The following is a 13684-nucleotide window of genomic DNA, read 5'->3' as shown; positions in this document are numbered from 1 at the left end:
CATGACGACGAGTTCGACCGACGCCGTTCCTAACCCGCATGCCACCGCCGAGCAGGTGGAAGCGGCCCGGCATGACAGCAAGCTAGCCCAGGTGCTCTACCACGACTGGGAGGCCGAGTCCTACGACGAGAAATGGTCGATCTCCTACGACCAGCGCTGCATCGACTATGCCCGGGGCCGGTTCGACGCCATCGTTCCCGCCGAGGCCCTGCGCGAGCTGCCCTACGATCGGGCGCTCGAATTGGGTTGTGGCACAGGATTTTTCCTGCTCAACCTGATCCAGTCCGGGGTGGCGCGGCGCGGGTCGGTCACCGACCTGTCGCCCGGCATGGTCAAGGTCGCCACCCGCAACGGGCAATCGCTGGGCCTGGACATCGACGGAAGGGTCGCCGACGCCGAGGGCATCCCGTACGACGACAACACCTTCGACCTCGTCGTCGGCCACGCCGTCCTGCACCACATTCCCGACGTGGAGTTGTCGCTGCGCGAGGTGATGCGGGTGCTCAAGCCGGGCGGTCGCTTCGTCTTCGCCGGCGAGCCGACCAGCGCCGGCGACGTCTATGCCCGCGAGCTGTCGACGCTGACCTGGAAGGTCGCCACCAACGTCACCCGGCTCCCCGGCCTGGGCGGCTGGCGGCGGCCGCAGGCCGAGCTCGACGAATCCTCCCGGGCCGCGGCCCTGGAGGCGATCGTCGACCTGCACACCTTCACCCCGCAGGACCTCGAGCGCATGGCCACCAATGCGGGTGCCGCCGAGGTGCGGACCGTCAGCGAAGAGTTCACCGCCGCGATGTTCGGCTGGCCGGTCCGCACGTTCGAGGCGTCGGTGCCGCCCGGGCGCCTCGGCTGGGGTTGGGCGAAGTTCGCGTTCAGCGGCTGGAAGGCGCTGAGCTGGGCCGATGCGAACGTCTGGCGCCGCGTGGTGCCGAAGGGCTGGTTCTACAACGTCATGGTCACCGGGGTCAAACCCTCCTGAGTGGCGGGTTCGCCTTCAGCGCGGACGACGTCGGCTACCTGCGGTCGCAAGCCGGTGGCGCGGCGCTGCGAGAGGTCGCCGAATTCGCGCTGACCGGTGCCACCCGGATCGCCGATGTCGCGGCGGTGCGTGCCCGGTTCGGCGACCGGGCGGCCGTCCTGGTGGAAACCACCCTGCTGCGCCGGCGCGCCGCCGACAAGCTCGACGGCCTCGGCGAAGTATCGGGCTGGTTGTTCACCGACGAGGCGCTGCAGCAGGCCACCGCGGCTCCGGTGGCCCTGCATCGGGCCCGGCGGCTCGCCGGCACGGCCACGGCGGTGCACGACGCGACGTGCTCGATCGGCACCGAGATGGCCGCGTTGCGCCGCGCGGACATCCCCGCCGTCGGAAGCGACATCGACCCGGTGCGGCTGGCGATGGCGCGCCATAACCTGGGGGAGGCGGCCCACCTCTGCCGGGCCGACGCCCTGCATCCGGTGACCCGCGACGCGGTTCTGCTGGTCGACCCGGCGCGGCGGCAGGACGGGCGCCGGCGCTTCGGCATCGACGACTACCGACCCGCCCTGAGCCCGTTGATGGACGCCTGCCGCGACCGCGACTTTGTCGTAAAGTGTTCTCCAGGAATCGATTTCGATGACGTGCGGCGCCTGGGGTTCGACGGCGAGATCGAGGTTACCTCCTGGCGGGGATCGGTGCGGGAGGCGTGCCTGTGGTCGCCCGGGCTGGCGTCGCCGGGGGTGCGCCGGCGGGCCAGCGTGCTGGACCGCGGCGAGCAGATCACCGATGCGGAGCCTTCCGACTGCGCCGTGCGGCCCGCGGGCCGGTGGATCGTCGACCCCGACGGCGCGGTGGTGCGCGCCGGCCTGGTGCGGCACTACGCCGCCAGGCACAGGCTGTGGCAGCTCGACCCCGACATCGCCTACCTGTCCGGGGATGCGCTGCCGCCGGGAGTCCGGGGTTTCGAAGTGCTCGAGCGGCTGGCATTCGACGAGCGGCGCCTGCGGCGGGCGCTCTCGGCTCGGGATTGCGGGGCGCTGGAGATCTTGGTTCGCGGCGTGCAGGTCGACCCCGACGCGTTGCGGCGCCGGTTGCGGCCGCGGGGCGGCGAGGCCCTGTCGGTGGTCATCACCCGCATCGGTGCCGGGGCCGCCGGCCACGCGACCGCGTTCGTCTGCCGTCCCTCCCGGTAGCTCCGGGTACGCTGGCTGCCGGCACTCTTCCAGTCGCCCAACCTTTTTAATGTTTGCGAGGACAGTTCGACCATGCGTTATCTGCTAGCGGCCGCGGTGTTCGCGCCCGCGGTCCTGTTGGGTTGGCCGGCGGCACCCTCGTCGTCGGCGGCCCCGCCGTCCTGCGTCAGCCTGGACGGCACGGTCGACGCGGGACAGCTGTGCCACGTCCAGGCCACCGGCCCCACGTACACGCTCAGCATGACGTTTCCGGCCGACTATCCCGACGAACAGGCCCTGACCGACTACATCACCCAGAACCGCGACGGGTTCGTCAGCGTCGCCCAGAGTTCCGGCAGCCGCGACCAGCCGTACCAGATGGAGGCCACTACGGAGCAGCACAGCTCCGGGCAGCCGCCGCACAACACGCGCAGCGTCGTGCTCAAGTTCTTCCAGGACCTCGGAGCGCACCCGTCGACCTGGTATAAGACGTTCAACTACAACCTCGGCGCCAAGCAGCCCATCACGTTCGACACGCTGTTCCCGCCCAACACCACGCCGCTGGACAGCGTCTTCCCGGCCGTTCAGCGCGATCTCGCGCGCCAGAATCCCGTGGGCGCCGCGATCCTGCCCTCGACGGGGCGCGACCCCTCGCACTACCAGAACTTCGCCATCACCGATGACCAGCTGATCTTCTACTTCGCCCCCGGGGAAATGCTGCCGGCGTTCGCTGGGCCGGTCCAGGCGTCGGTGCCGCGCAACGCGATCCCGCCGCTGGCCGTTTAGCGGGCGTCCGGGCCCGCTCACACGCGCGGCGGCTAGACGGGGCCGCTCAGGCCGGCGCGAAACCGTAGACCTGCCCGTCGCTGGTCACGGCCACCACCCGGCGGTCGGCGCCGACGGACACCCCGACGGGGTAGCCGGTGGCGGCGGGCATCGGGTAGGCGTTCAGCGTGTGGCCGTTGGCGGGGTCGAATACCAGCAGCGACATGCCCGGCGAGCCGTTCGCCGCCGGGCCGCTGACCACGGCATAGCCGGCGCCCCCACCGGCCAGGCTGGACGACGACAGCGGGGCGATGTCGTCGCGGCGCCACACCTGGTCGGCGTGATCGCCGCCATCCTTGAACGCCGCCAGGTGGGTATCGGGGCCGCCGCCCGAGACGATCAGCCCCTGCGGGGTGATTGCGGGCGGCGTCTGCGCCAGGAAGCCCAGCGGCACCGACCACTTCACCTTCCCGTCGGCGGCTTGCAACGCCCACAATCGCTGGTCGCGCCCGTTGACGTACACGGTCGACCCGTCGCCGGACAGCACCGGGCTGGCGATGACGCCGGACGTCACCGCATCGCTGGCCCAGTCGCGCACCAGCAGCGGGGTCTGGCCCGGGTGGTACTTGAGCCCGATCAGGCTCGCGGCCGGGGCGCCGGGCTGCCAGACGCTGATCACGGCCGTCCCGCTGGCGGCCGAGAAGGCGGGCGCGGCCGCGACCGGGCAGCCTTGGCGGGCCGGCGCGCAATCGGCAAGGCCGCGGGTGGCGTCGGTGGGATCCACCCCGTCCACCAGGTCCAGCGGACTCCCGACGACCTCACCGCGGTGCGCGTCGAACACCAGCACCTGGCCCAGGTGGGTGCTGACCAGCAATCGACCGTTCCCGAGGAATCGGGGCGTGGTGGGCATCCCGATCACGGGCTGCCGCCACCGGGTCCACTGCGTCACCGGAAAGGACTGGAAGGCCCCCGGCTGGCCGACGTAGAGGTTGTCGAACCCGTCGAACAGCGGCCCGGCGAAGCCACCGCCCTGGAACAGCCGCACGCACCAGCGCTGCCGGCCGTTGTGGTCGTTCTCCCACTCCATCAGCGAGCATCCGGCCGGCGTTTGGGCGTTCAGCGCGAGGTAACCGCGCGCGCTGAGCGCCGGACCCGCGGCGAGGCTGCCCTTGACGGACCGTGTCCATTGCAGCGAGAGTTTGGTGGCCCCGCCGATGGACGAGTAGCTGCTGTTGGCGGCGTCGCCGTACTGAGCGGGCCATCCCTGGGCGGGCGACGCGTCAACCCACGAATCGGTGTTACCGCACCCGGCCAGCCCCACCGCGAGGACCGCCGCGAGAGCCACCGATGACCAACACCGAAGCCCACGCATGTGTCGGGCAAGCACCTCGGTTTCCCAAGTCCTTCCTTCGCCGCCGAACGTCGAGATAGCGGGGCACTTACCCAAGAAAAATCGCAACGACTCGACGTTCGACGAAGGTTTGCGAGTACAGGTGAGGGTAACCCGTCTCGATCGCGTGACTTCTCATCGTTAGGCTTTCCGGCCATGACGAGCATGTGGGGTGCCCCGGTCCATCGCCGCTGGCGTGGATCGAACCTGCGGGACCCACGACAAGCCAAGTTCCTCACGCTGGACTCGCTGAAGTGGGTGCTGCGCAATCGCGCCTACACCCCGTGGTACCTGGTGCGCTATTGGCGGCTGCTGAAGTTCAAGCTGGCCAACCCGCACATCATCACCCGCGGCATGGTGTTCCTCGGCAAGGACGTCGAGATCCACGCGACGCCCGAGCTGGCGCAGCTCGAGATCGGCCGCTGGGTGCACATCGGGGACAAGAACACCATTCGGGCGCACGAGGGCTCGCTGCGCTTCGGCGACAAGGTGGTGCTGGGCCGCGACAACGTGATCAACGCCTACCTCGACATCGAGCTGGGCGACTCGGTGTTGATGGCCGACTGGTGCTACGTCTGCGACTTCGACCACCGCATGGACAACATCACCTTGCCGATCAAGGACCAGGGCATCATCAAATCCCCGGTGCGCATCGGGCCCGACACCTGGGTGGGGGTGAAGGTGACCGTGCTGCGCGGCACGTCCGTCGGGCGCGGTTGCGTGCTCGGTTCGCACGCGGTGGTGCGCGGGGAGATCCCGGACTATTCGATCGCCGTCGGCGCCCCGGCCAAGGTGGTCAAGAACCGGCAGCTGTCGTGGGAGAGCTCGGCCGCCCAGCGCGCCGAGCTGGCCGCCGCCCTCGCCGATATCGAACGCAAGAAGGCGGCCCGCTAGGTCGATGGCGGCGACCCGCTTCGCCCGGCTTCGCCGCGCTCGCGATCGCCGCTAGGTCGATGGCGGCGACCCGCTTCGCCCGGCTTCGCCGCGCTCGCGATCGCCGCTAGGTCGATGGCTCGGCGTGGTCGTCGACCTTGAAGTCGAAGTTCACGTCGCCGGCGTCGACGCTGGTGACGGTGACGTTCACGCCGTACTTGTCGCTCCCGTCGGTGAGTTGGCATCGTAGCGTCGCGCCCTCGACGCCCTTGAGGTTGTCGGGGCACGTCACGGCGTCCGGCTTCTTGCCGACCTGCTGTTGCAGCTTGGTGCTGATCACCTGCGCGACCTGGTTCTTGTCCACGGTTTCCACCATGTCGAACTTGACGTTGCTGCCCTCGACGCTGGTCACCGTCACGTTCACGTTGAAAGTCTGGTTCTTGACTTTCATCTCGCAGTTGAGCTGCGCCCCCACCTTGGCGGGCAGGTCGCCGGGGCAAGTGACCGAGTCCGGCTTGTTGCCCGCGGCGTCGGTCATCTTCGCGGTGATCTGGCTGGCGATGTCACCTTTGCTCACGGCGTGCGATGACGACCCGACCGAACAGGAACAGGCGCCGGCGGCGGCCATCAAACCGGCGGCGATCCCGGATGCCAGCAACGCGCGAACGATCGAGTGAGCCATCATTGCCTCCCTTGTCGGGTACACAGCGAATTTGTCAACTGTGAATCGGCTGATAATTGCATGCCAATCCGCTTGGGGTAAACGGTTTGGGCGGAGGCTTAGGCCAAAAAACGTAGAGACCGTGCCGCGCTCACATGCTCTGATAGCGGCGCAGGGCCTCGGCGCGCTCGGCGCCGTGGTCGACCATCGGATCCGGATAGCCTTGCGGCCGTTCGCCTTTGAGTAAGTGCACGTCGGCCACCGAGCGCAGTTCGGGCACCCAGCGCCGGATGTAATCGCCGGACGGGTCGTATTTCTCGCCCTGCTTGGTCGGGTTGAAGACCCGGAAATAGGGCGCGGCGTCGGTGCCGGACCCCGCGCACCACTGCCAACCGTGTTGGTTGTTGGCCATGTCGCCGTCGACGAGCTGCTCCAAGAACCATTCGGCGCCCCACTGCCACGGCAGATGAAGATCCTTGACCAGGAACGACGCGACGGTCATCCGTACCCGGTTGTGCATGAAGCCGGTCTCGCGCAGCTGCCGCATCCCCGCATCGACGAACGGAAACCCGGTCTCACCCGCCTTCCAGCGCTCGAAGCGGCGCTTCGCCTCGTCGCCGGTATCGGTCTGAATGGCGTCGAAGTCTGAGTTCCAGTTGCGCCACACGCTGGCCGGCCAGTGATGCAGCACATTGGCGTAGAAATCGCGAAACGCCAACTCCCGCAGATAGTTCGGTGCCCCGCCGCGGCGCAGGTCCAGGTCGGCGACCAGGGTCCGGGGATGGATGGTCCCGAATTTGAGATGCGCCGACATGCGGCTGGTTCCGTGGCGGTCGGGCCGGTTGCGGTCCTGCGCGTAGCGCTCGAGGCCGTCGTGGACGAACGCCTCCCATTCCACGTGCGCCGCGTGCTCCCCGGCCGCGAGATCCAGTGGGGCGCCGGGATCGGGAATGTCGCACCGCTCGATGCCGAGCCGGGCGGGGTCGAGCCAGCGCGCCGACCCGGCGCCCGACTTGACCGGTGCCCGCCAGCCGATCGCGCGCCACTCGCGGAAGAACGGGGTGAAGACCTTGTAGGGGGAGCCGTCCTTCTTGGCGACGCGGCCCGGGGAAACCAGGTAGGGCGATCCCGTGGCCGTCAACGGCACCGGACTCAGCGCCGCGCTCACCCGTTTGTCGCGGCGCTTTCCGAACGGCGCGAAGTCCTGCGAGACATGCACGGCCGACGCGTCAATCTCCTTGGCAATGCTGGGAATCAGCTCTTCGGGCCGGCCGCGGGCCACGAGCAGCCGACCGTCCAGGTTCTCGTGCAGGTGCCGCAGCGAATCGCCCAGGAATTGCAGCCGGCGGGGGCCCGCCGACGCTTCCAGTCGCGGGTCGAGGACGAAGCAGGCGAGCACATCGCCGTCGCGGGCCGCGGCGGCGAGCGCCGGGTGGTCGAGCAACCGCAGGTCCCGGCGAAACCACAACAACGACGGCATTTCCGACGCCCCCTCAGCGGTTGAGCCACCACACGTGGCTGGCCAAGACGGTCGCGAAGCTCGTCCACAACGCGTAAGGCGACATGGCCAGCCCCGCGCGGGGATCCGCCTCGGCCGTGCGGCGCACCAGGTCGGCGCTGCTGGCCGTCAGCACCGCGGCGCCCACCGCGGACGCTCCGAGCTTGTGATAGCGAAAGAAGAGCCAGCTCCATCCGCCGTTGAGGATCAGGTTCACGCCCAAGGCCGCGATGTAACGGCGGGCCTTGTCGTGCTGACCCGTTGCGCGAAACCGATCGATGGCCACGGCGGACGTCGCCGCGATGTCCGTGTAGAGCGTCGTCCATGCCACCGGGAACGCGGCGTTGGGAGGCTGGTACGGCGGCTTGCGCAGCCGCGCATACCACAGCGGCACCTCTTTCGCGCTGGCCGTGCTGCCGGCGCCGGCGGCCGCGGCGACGGCAATCGTCGTCGCGGCAAGTGTCGACTTGTTCATGATGCGCTCCCATCTGACGATTCCGGAATGGCATGTGCTGCAGGTCTATCGGTGCCGACGGGGTCGGCGGGCCACCAGACGCGGTCACCGATGAGGGCGAACATCGCGGGGATGACGAGCGTGCGCACGATGAAGGTGTCGAGCAGGATCCCGAGGCCGACGATGATGCCGAGCTGGGTCAGCACGATCAGCGGCAGCACGCCGAGCACGCAGAATACCGCCGCCAGAACGATTCCGGCGCTGGTGATGACGCCCCCGGTGGCCGACACGGCGCGGACCATGCCGGCGCGGGCGCCGCGGCCCGCCGCCTCCTCGCGGGCGCGGGTGACCAGGAAGATCGTGTAGTCCACACCCAGCGCGGCAAGGAACAGGAAGGCGAACAACGGGGTGGTGTTGTCGAGCGCCGGGAAACCGAAGACGTGGATGCTGGACCAGCCGCCGAGACCGAGCGCTGCCAACGCGCCGAGGATCGTGGCGGCCAGCAGGATCGGTGGCGCCAGCGCGGCGCGCAGCAACAGGAAGAGAACGGCGAGGATCACGCCCAGGATCGCCGGTATTACCACCAGGCGGTCGTGCGTGGCGGCGTCGCGGACGTCGAGGGCCTGGGCGTCGGGCCCGCCCACCAGCGCACCCGCGTCGATCGATTTCGTCGAATCACGCAGGGCGGCAACGGTTGCGAATGCGCGGTCGGACGACGGTGGCGCGTCGGTCACCACCGACCATTTCGTCAGGCCGGTCGTCGACTGGCCGGATTGAATCGCCGACACCACGCCGGGGGTGGTGCCAAGGGCCTGCTGGATGCGCGGTGCCGAGGCGGTCGGCGCGACAACCAGGGTGGGGTTGACCGCGCCCGCAGGGAAGTGCGCGGCCACCACGTCGTAACCGGTCACCGAGTCGGCACGCAGCCGGAACTGTTCGGTCTGCGACAAGCCGATTCGCGTTCCGAGCAGGCCGGTGGCCAGTGCCAGCAGGGCCGCGATCGCGACGGCGGCGATCGGGACGGGACGGCCGCCGACCCATTCGGCGACCCGATGCCAGGGCCCGGACTCGATGGTCGCGCCGTCGGCCGGGCGGGGGATGAACGGCCAGAACAGTCGCCGGCCGCACAGCGCCAACAGGGGCGGCAGCACCACCAGCACCGACAGGGCGGCCACGACCAACCCGCACGCGGCGAGGGCGCCCAGGCTGCGGGTGCTGGGCGTGGCGGCGAGGAGCAGGGTGAGCAGCGCCAGCACGACGGTGGCGTTGCTCGCGGCGATGGCTGGCCCCGCCATCCGCACCGCTCGGCGCAGCGCGTCGCGGTGGTCGCGATGGGCGGAAAGCTCCTGCCGGTAGCGCGAGATGAGCAGCAGCGCATAGTTGGTGCCCGCGCCGAAGACGAGCACGCTGGTGATGCCGGACGTAGCGCCGTCGAAGCTGAGCCCCGTCAGCGACGCCACCGCGGTGCCGACGGCCGAGGAGACGCGATCGGCGAACCCGATCACCAGCAGCGGCGCCAGCCAAAGCACCGGTGAGCGGTAGGTCGCGATCAACAGCAACGCGACTACCGACGCCGTCGCCGCCAGGAGGGTGACGTTGGCGTCGGTGAAGGCGTTCGCGATGTCGGCGCCGAAGGCCGGTCCACCGGTGACGTGGGCGGTGAGGTCTTGGGGCAGCCCGGCACGGGCCGCGGCGCGCAAGGCTGCCACGCGATCGTCAAGGGCGAGGCCCGACAGATCGGCGCTCACCGGGACCACGGCGGTGGTCGCCTTGCGGTCGCTCGCGGCCAGCATCGGCGGCGCACCTCCGGCCGCCTCGGTGACCCGCAGCATGCGATCGCGCGCCTCCTGTGCGGCCGCGAGGTCGGCTGGGCTCAGCGTTGCGCCGTCGGAGCGGCTGGTCACCAAAAGCAGGGGGGAGCGGTCGCCGTCCGGGAATTGGCGGGCCATCGCCTCGACCCTGGCCGAATCGGCGGTTGCGGGCACCGAGAGGGGCGCCTGGCCTGCCGCGGCGTTCTCCCCGATGAGCACCATGAAACCGATACCCAGTAAGAGGACGCTCAACCCCAGCAGCCACGAACGCCGGCCCGTCACCGCCGCCGCCATGCCCTCCCACGTCACCGGGCAAGCATTTCAGTTGCTTAACAATTAATCAACTGAAATGCTGGTGTGGGCAGTGGGTGGGCGATGCCGTCAGGAGGCAAGATGGAGGACATGCACAGCACGCGGGCGGCTCGCCGGCGATGACCACCGACCCGCACACGATGACGACGCGCAAGCGGCGCCACATCGACGTGTGCCTGAGCGAGCAGGTCGATTACGCGGGCGTGAGCACCGGCCTGGGCGACTATCAGTTGCCCTACAACGCGTGCACCCAAACCAACCTGGGCGACATCGACTTGTCCACGGAAATCTTCGGTGGCCGGCTGCGCGCCCCGATCCTCATCGGCGCGATGACCGGCGGCGCCGAGTTGTCCGGAACGATCAACCGAAATCTGGCGGCCGCCGCGCAACGGCTCGGGCTGGGGATGATGCTCGGCTCCCAGCGGATCATGCTGGACAGCGCGCTCGGTGAACGCGCCGCCACCAGCTTCACCGTGCGTGACGTGGCCCCCGACGTTTTGTTGTTCGGGAATATCGGTCTGTCGCAGTTGACCATGGCGGCGGCCCCGGAACTGGCCAAGGCGCTCGATCGGGTTGGCGCCAACGTTCTTGCGGTGCATACCAATCCGCTGCAGGAGGCGATGCAGCGCAACGGCGACACGAACTTCTCCGGCTCCGTGGCGAGGCTTCGTGAGGTGGCCGGCGAGATCGGTTACCCGGTGTTGCTCAAGGAGGTCGGCCACGGAATCGGTGCCGCGGCGGTCGCGGAACTGCTCGGGCGCGAGCGTGAATTGCCCGTCGCGGGAATCGATGTCGCGGGCGCCGGGGGAACCTCGTGGTCGCGGGTCGAACAATTCGTCCGATACGGGAAATTGCGCTACCCGCACCTGGCGGACTGGGGCATTCCCACCGCACGGGCGATCGTGGAGGTTCGTGCGGCGCTGCCGGAAGTTGCCCTCGTGGCCTCCGGCGGGATCCGCACCGGGATGGACGCGGCCAAGGCGATAGCGCTGGGCGCCGACGTGGTGGCGGTGGCGCGGCCACTGCTGGCGGCCGCGATCGAATCCGCGGACGCGGTGGTGGATTGGCTGCAGCCGTTCATCGACGAGCTCCGGGTGTGCCTGCACGGCTGTGGCGTCGCCGCCCTGCCGGGTCTGCGCGCCCTCGACCTGATTCACGGCCCGTGATGTCGGCGACATGTCGGTGATCTTGGCGTACGGCTCGCCCGGGCTCGGTCACCTGCTGCCCGTCGGCGCGCTGCTGCGCGAACTCGCCGAGCGTGGGCACGAGGTCCACGTGCGCACCATGTCCGAAGGGGTGTCGACGATGCGCGCGGCCGGTATCCACGCCGAAGCCGTCGACCCCCGGATCGAAGCGATCGTCGGGGCGGACTGGCGCGCGCGGACGGCATTGGAAGTGTTGAAGCTGACCATCGATGTGCTTTGCCGCCGTGCGATTTTAGAGGTCGAAGACCTGCGTGGCGCCGTGGATGCGGTCCGGCCGGACGCGGTCATTGTCGACGCCAACTGCTGGGGCGCGATGTCGGCCTCGGAGGCCGGGGCCATGCCGTGGCTGGTGTTCTCACCCTTCACCCCATACCTGCGGTCCCGCGGGGTGCCGCCCTTCGGGCCGGGGATGCGGCCGCTCCCGGGCGTCGTTGGTGCCTTCCGCGACGCGTCGGTCCGCCCGATTGTGCGGCACCTGTTCGACCGGCCAATGCTGCCGCCGCTCAACCGGATTCGCGCCGACCTGGGCTTGCCGCCGGTCAGGTCGGTCGACGCCTTCATGCGGCGTGCCCCGCTGCTGCTGGCGGTCGGCGGGGAGCCGTTCGAATACCCGCATCCGGGGTGGGGGGACTTGGTGCACCACATCGGGGCGTGCGTGTTCGAGCCGTCTGCGACGGCGGAGCCGGACTGGATCGACGCGATCGGGCGGCCGCTGGTGCTCGTCAACACCTCGTCGATCAAGCAACCCGACACCGCCCTGGGCCGGACCGCGCTGCAGGCGCTCGCCGACGAGGACGTCCACGTGGTTGCGACGTTCCCGGCGGGCGTGCCCGCCGGCCTGCCGCGACCCGCGAACGCTACCGTCTGCCGATTCGCGCCGCACGCCGCGATCCTGGCCAGGGCCAACTGCGCCATCACCCACGGCGGGATGGGTACCACCCTCAAAGCGCTCGACCACGGCGTGCCCGTGGTTGTCGTGCCGTTCGCCCGCGACCAGGCGGAAGTCGCCCGGAGAGTGCAGGTCGCCCGCTGCGGTACCCGCCTGCCCGCCGACAAGCTCACGCCATCCCGGCTGAAGGCACGGGTCCGCGAGGCGATCACGATGGCCGACGGCGCGCGCCGGGTGGCCGCCGGATTCGCCGCGACCGGCGGGGTGGCCCACGGGGCCGACCTGATCGAGCAACGCGTGCTCGGATCGACCACAGAATCGCTGGGCCGCTAGCGCACCGTGCGCCGTCGGCCCCTGGCCGCGTTCGCCTTCGCCTGGGCTGCCGCCGGTTTCGCGCGTTGGGCGGCGAGCTGCGCTTCGAACGTTGCCATCGCTTCCATCATCGCCAGGAATACGCGATGTGCGGCAAGGAGATCCCGATCCGGCACGTCGGCGAGCTTCGAGCGTAGTTCGTCGCCGAGCGGAGTGAAGAAGGAGCGCGCCAACGCCATTCCGGGTTTTTCATAGCGCAGCAACGACTTCCGCCGGTCGCCGGGATCGGCCTCTCGCCGGATATGGCCGGCGTCGATCATCCGGTCCACCAGGTAGGTGATGGCGGCGGGGGAGACGTCCATCCGCTGTCGCAACTGGGCCAGGCTGAGGGGTTCACCGGCCGTTTCGGCAACCATGATGTGCAGCAAGGCGTGGAAGTCGCTGCCGCCGACCTCGTTCTGACGCGCGAAGTGGCGGCCGATGCGGTCGGACTGAGCGGTCAGCGCGCGCATGTCGGCAGACATCAACTTCTCCAGCTCGGCCCGGTCCGGTTGCCGATCTGCAGCGCCGCGCTTGGTCAATTATCCGCATCCTTCTGATGAGATTCGCCGATCAGCGTATCGGCGACCGCGCAGTCGCGGCCAACGAACGCCGTCGGGCGTTTCTCATTTCTAGCCGATGGACGGATGAACGTGCGCGTCGACCGGGGTTTGGTCAGGATTTGATGGGGTCGTGGCCCCTAGTTCATCGGCGAGCGGCGCCGGGCGGTGTGGTCGATGTCGCCCTTGGGCCGTTGCGCCAGGTGGCGCCGGACGTCGCCGACGACCTTGCGCATTCGGGCGTGGCCGTCGTCGGGCAGTGTGCCGCCTCGCTCACTCCGCCCGTCGGAGCCGCGACTTCCCGCGGCGCGTGCATTCGGCCTCGACCTGCAAGCTCGTTAAGAAACTAAATGATTAACTGAGTTACCCAAATTCGGGATGCTTACACGTACCGATAACGCCCACCATCGGCGGCCGAACCGGCGTCAGCGGATCAGAGCGGGGTGAGGTTCTTCTTGGCCGCTCGCCGCAGCTGGATCATTCGGGCCGCACCCACGAGGACGGTGATGGTCGCGCCCGCCACGGCGGCAAGAAGGTACCCCACGCCGACCGGAAGGTTCCAGTGCAGCATCAGGAAGTGCACCGTCACGGAATCGGTGTTCTGAGCGACGAAGACGAGCAGGACGATGAGGATCAGCAAGCCGACCACGAGCGCCCACCAGGCCGCCGCCAGCCGCGTGAACGAACGGCTTGCCCGTGGCGTGGCGACCGTCGCGGGCGCAGGTGACGGCTGGGACGGAACCGAGGGATTAGTGCTCATGGTGGTGACT

General features: G+C 69.4%; 14 protein-coding genes. 6 read left to right on the top strand and 8 right to left on the bottom strand.

Annotated features, from left to right (window positions below):
• The first annotated feature begins 1 nt into the window (after position 1).
• From SKC42_RS05695 to SKC42_RS05685, 3 genes are all read left to right on the top strand, one after another.
• Positions 2–976 (top strand): class I SAM-dependent methyltransferase, encoded by a 975-nt coding sequence (locus SKC42_RS05695; protein ID WP_330963330.1) that lies wholly within the window; start codon positions 2–4, stop codon positions 974–976.
• Complete coding sequence (locus tag SKC42_RS05690) at positions 934–2166, top strand: THUMP-like domain-containing protein (RefSeq protein ID WP_330963577.1); 1233 nt, start codon at positions 934–936, stop codon at positions 2164–2166. The genes SKC42_RS05695 and SKC42_RS05690 overlap by 43 nt, the downstream gene beginning before the upstream one ends.
• A gap of 72 nt (positions 2167–2238) precedes the next feature.
• A complete protein-coding gene (locus SKC42_RS05685; protein WP_330963329.1) occupies positions 2239–2931 on the top strand; it encodes an esterase in 693 nt (230 codons plus the stop codon).
• A gap of 46 nt (positions 2932–2977) precedes the next feature.
• Here the strand turns inward: SKC42_RS05685 and SKC42_RS05680 are convergent, their stop codons facing one another.
• Complete coding sequence (locus tag SKC42_RS05680) at positions 2978–4255, bottom strand: PQQ-binding-like beta-propeller repeat protein (protein WP_330963328.1); 1278 nt, start codon at positions 4253–4255, stop codon at positions 2978–2980.
• A 201-nt stretch (positions 4256–4456) separates the two neighbouring features.
• Between SKC42_RS05680 and SKC42_RS05675 the strand changes: the two genes are divergently transcribed.
• Positions 4457–5194, top strand: a complete 738-nt coding sequence (locus tag SKC42_RS05675) for an acyltransferase (RefSeq protein WP_330963327.1) — start codon at positions 4457–4459, stop codon at positions 5192–5194.
• A gap of 106 nt (positions 5195–5300) precedes the next feature.
• Here the strand turns inward: SKC42_RS05675 and SKC42_RS05670 are convergent, their stop codons facing one another.
• The 4 genes from SKC42_RS05670 to SKC42_RS05655 all read right to left on the bottom strand — a co-directional run bounded on the left by SKC42_RS05670 (position 5301) and on the right by SKC42_RS05655 (position 9891).
• Positions 5301–5855, bottom strand: coding sequence for a DUF4333 domain-containing protein (locus SKC42_RS05670; protein ID WP_330963326.1), 555 nt, complete (start codon positions 5853–5855; stop codon positions 5301–5303).
• Between the two features lie 130 nt (positions 5856–5985).
• Positions 5986–7314, bottom strand: coding sequence for a cryptochrome/photolyase family protein (locus SKC42_RS05665; RefSeq protein WP_330963325.1), 1329 nt, complete (start codon positions 7312–7314; stop codon positions 5986–5988).
• Between the two features lie 13 nt (positions 7315–7327).
• Entirely contained in the window at positions 7328–7807 is a 480-nt protein-coding gene (locus SKC42_RS05660; RefSeq protein WP_330963324.1) for a TspO/MBR family protein, read from the bottom strand.
• Positions 7804–9891, bottom strand: coding sequence for an MMPL family transporter (locus SKC42_RS05655; RefSeq protein ID WP_442932021.1), 2088 nt, complete (start codon positions 9889–9891; stop codon positions 7804–7806). The genes SKC42_RS05660 and SKC42_RS05655 overlap by 4 nt, the downstream gene beginning before the upstream one ends.
• Positions 9892–10028: 137 nt before the next feature.
• On the opposite strand from SKC42_RS05655, the gene fni reads away from it, so the two are divergent.
• Both fni and SKC42_RS05645 read left to right on the top strand, forming a co-directional pair.
• Positions 10029–11075 (top strand): type 2 isopentenyl-diphosphate Delta-isomerase, encoded by a 1047-nt coding sequence (gene fni, locus SKC42_RS05650; RefSeq protein ID WP_330963322.1) that lies wholly within the window; start codon positions 10029–10031, stop codon positions 11073–11075.
• A 10-nt stretch (positions 11076–11085) separates the two neighbouring features.
• Positions 11086–12336, top strand: a complete 1251-nt coding sequence (locus tag SKC42_RS05645) for a glycosyltransferase (RefSeq protein ID WP_330963321.1) — start codon at positions 11086–11088, stop codon at positions 12334–12336.
• Here SKC42_RS05645 and SKC42_RS05640 read toward each other — a convergent pair.
• From SKC42_RS05640 to SKC42_RS05630, 3 genes are all read right to left on the bottom strand, one after another.
• Positions 12333–12896, bottom strand: a complete 564-nt coding sequence (locus tag SKC42_RS05640) for a MarR family winged helix-turn-helix transcriptional regulator (protein WP_330963320.1) — start codon at positions 12894–12896, stop codon at positions 12333–12335. The genes SKC42_RS05645 and SKC42_RS05640 overlap by 4 nt on opposite strands.
• A 158-nt stretch (positions 12897–13054) precedes the next feature.
• Positions 13055–13150, bottom strand: coding sequence for a hypothetical protein (locus SKC42_RS05635; protein WP_442931997.1), 96 nt, complete (start codon positions 13148–13150; stop codon positions 13055–13057).
• Between the two features lie 197 nt (positions 13151–13347).
• The gene (locus tag SKC42_RS05630; protein WP_330963319.1) at positions 13348–13674 is read right to left on the bottom strand and encodes a LapA family protein; all 327 of its coding nucleotides are present in this window, start codon (positions 13672–13674) and stop codon (positions 13348–13350) included.
• Positions 13675–13684 lie beyond the last annotated feature (10 nt).

Origin of the sequence: Mycobacterium sp. 050134 (assembly GCF_036409085.1) — a bacterium.
Classification (GTDB): domain Bacteria; phylum Actinomycetota; class Actinomycetes; order Mycobacteriales; family Mycobacteriaceae; genus Mycobacterium.
This window is presented reverse-complemented; position numbering and strand designations above follow the sequence as displayed.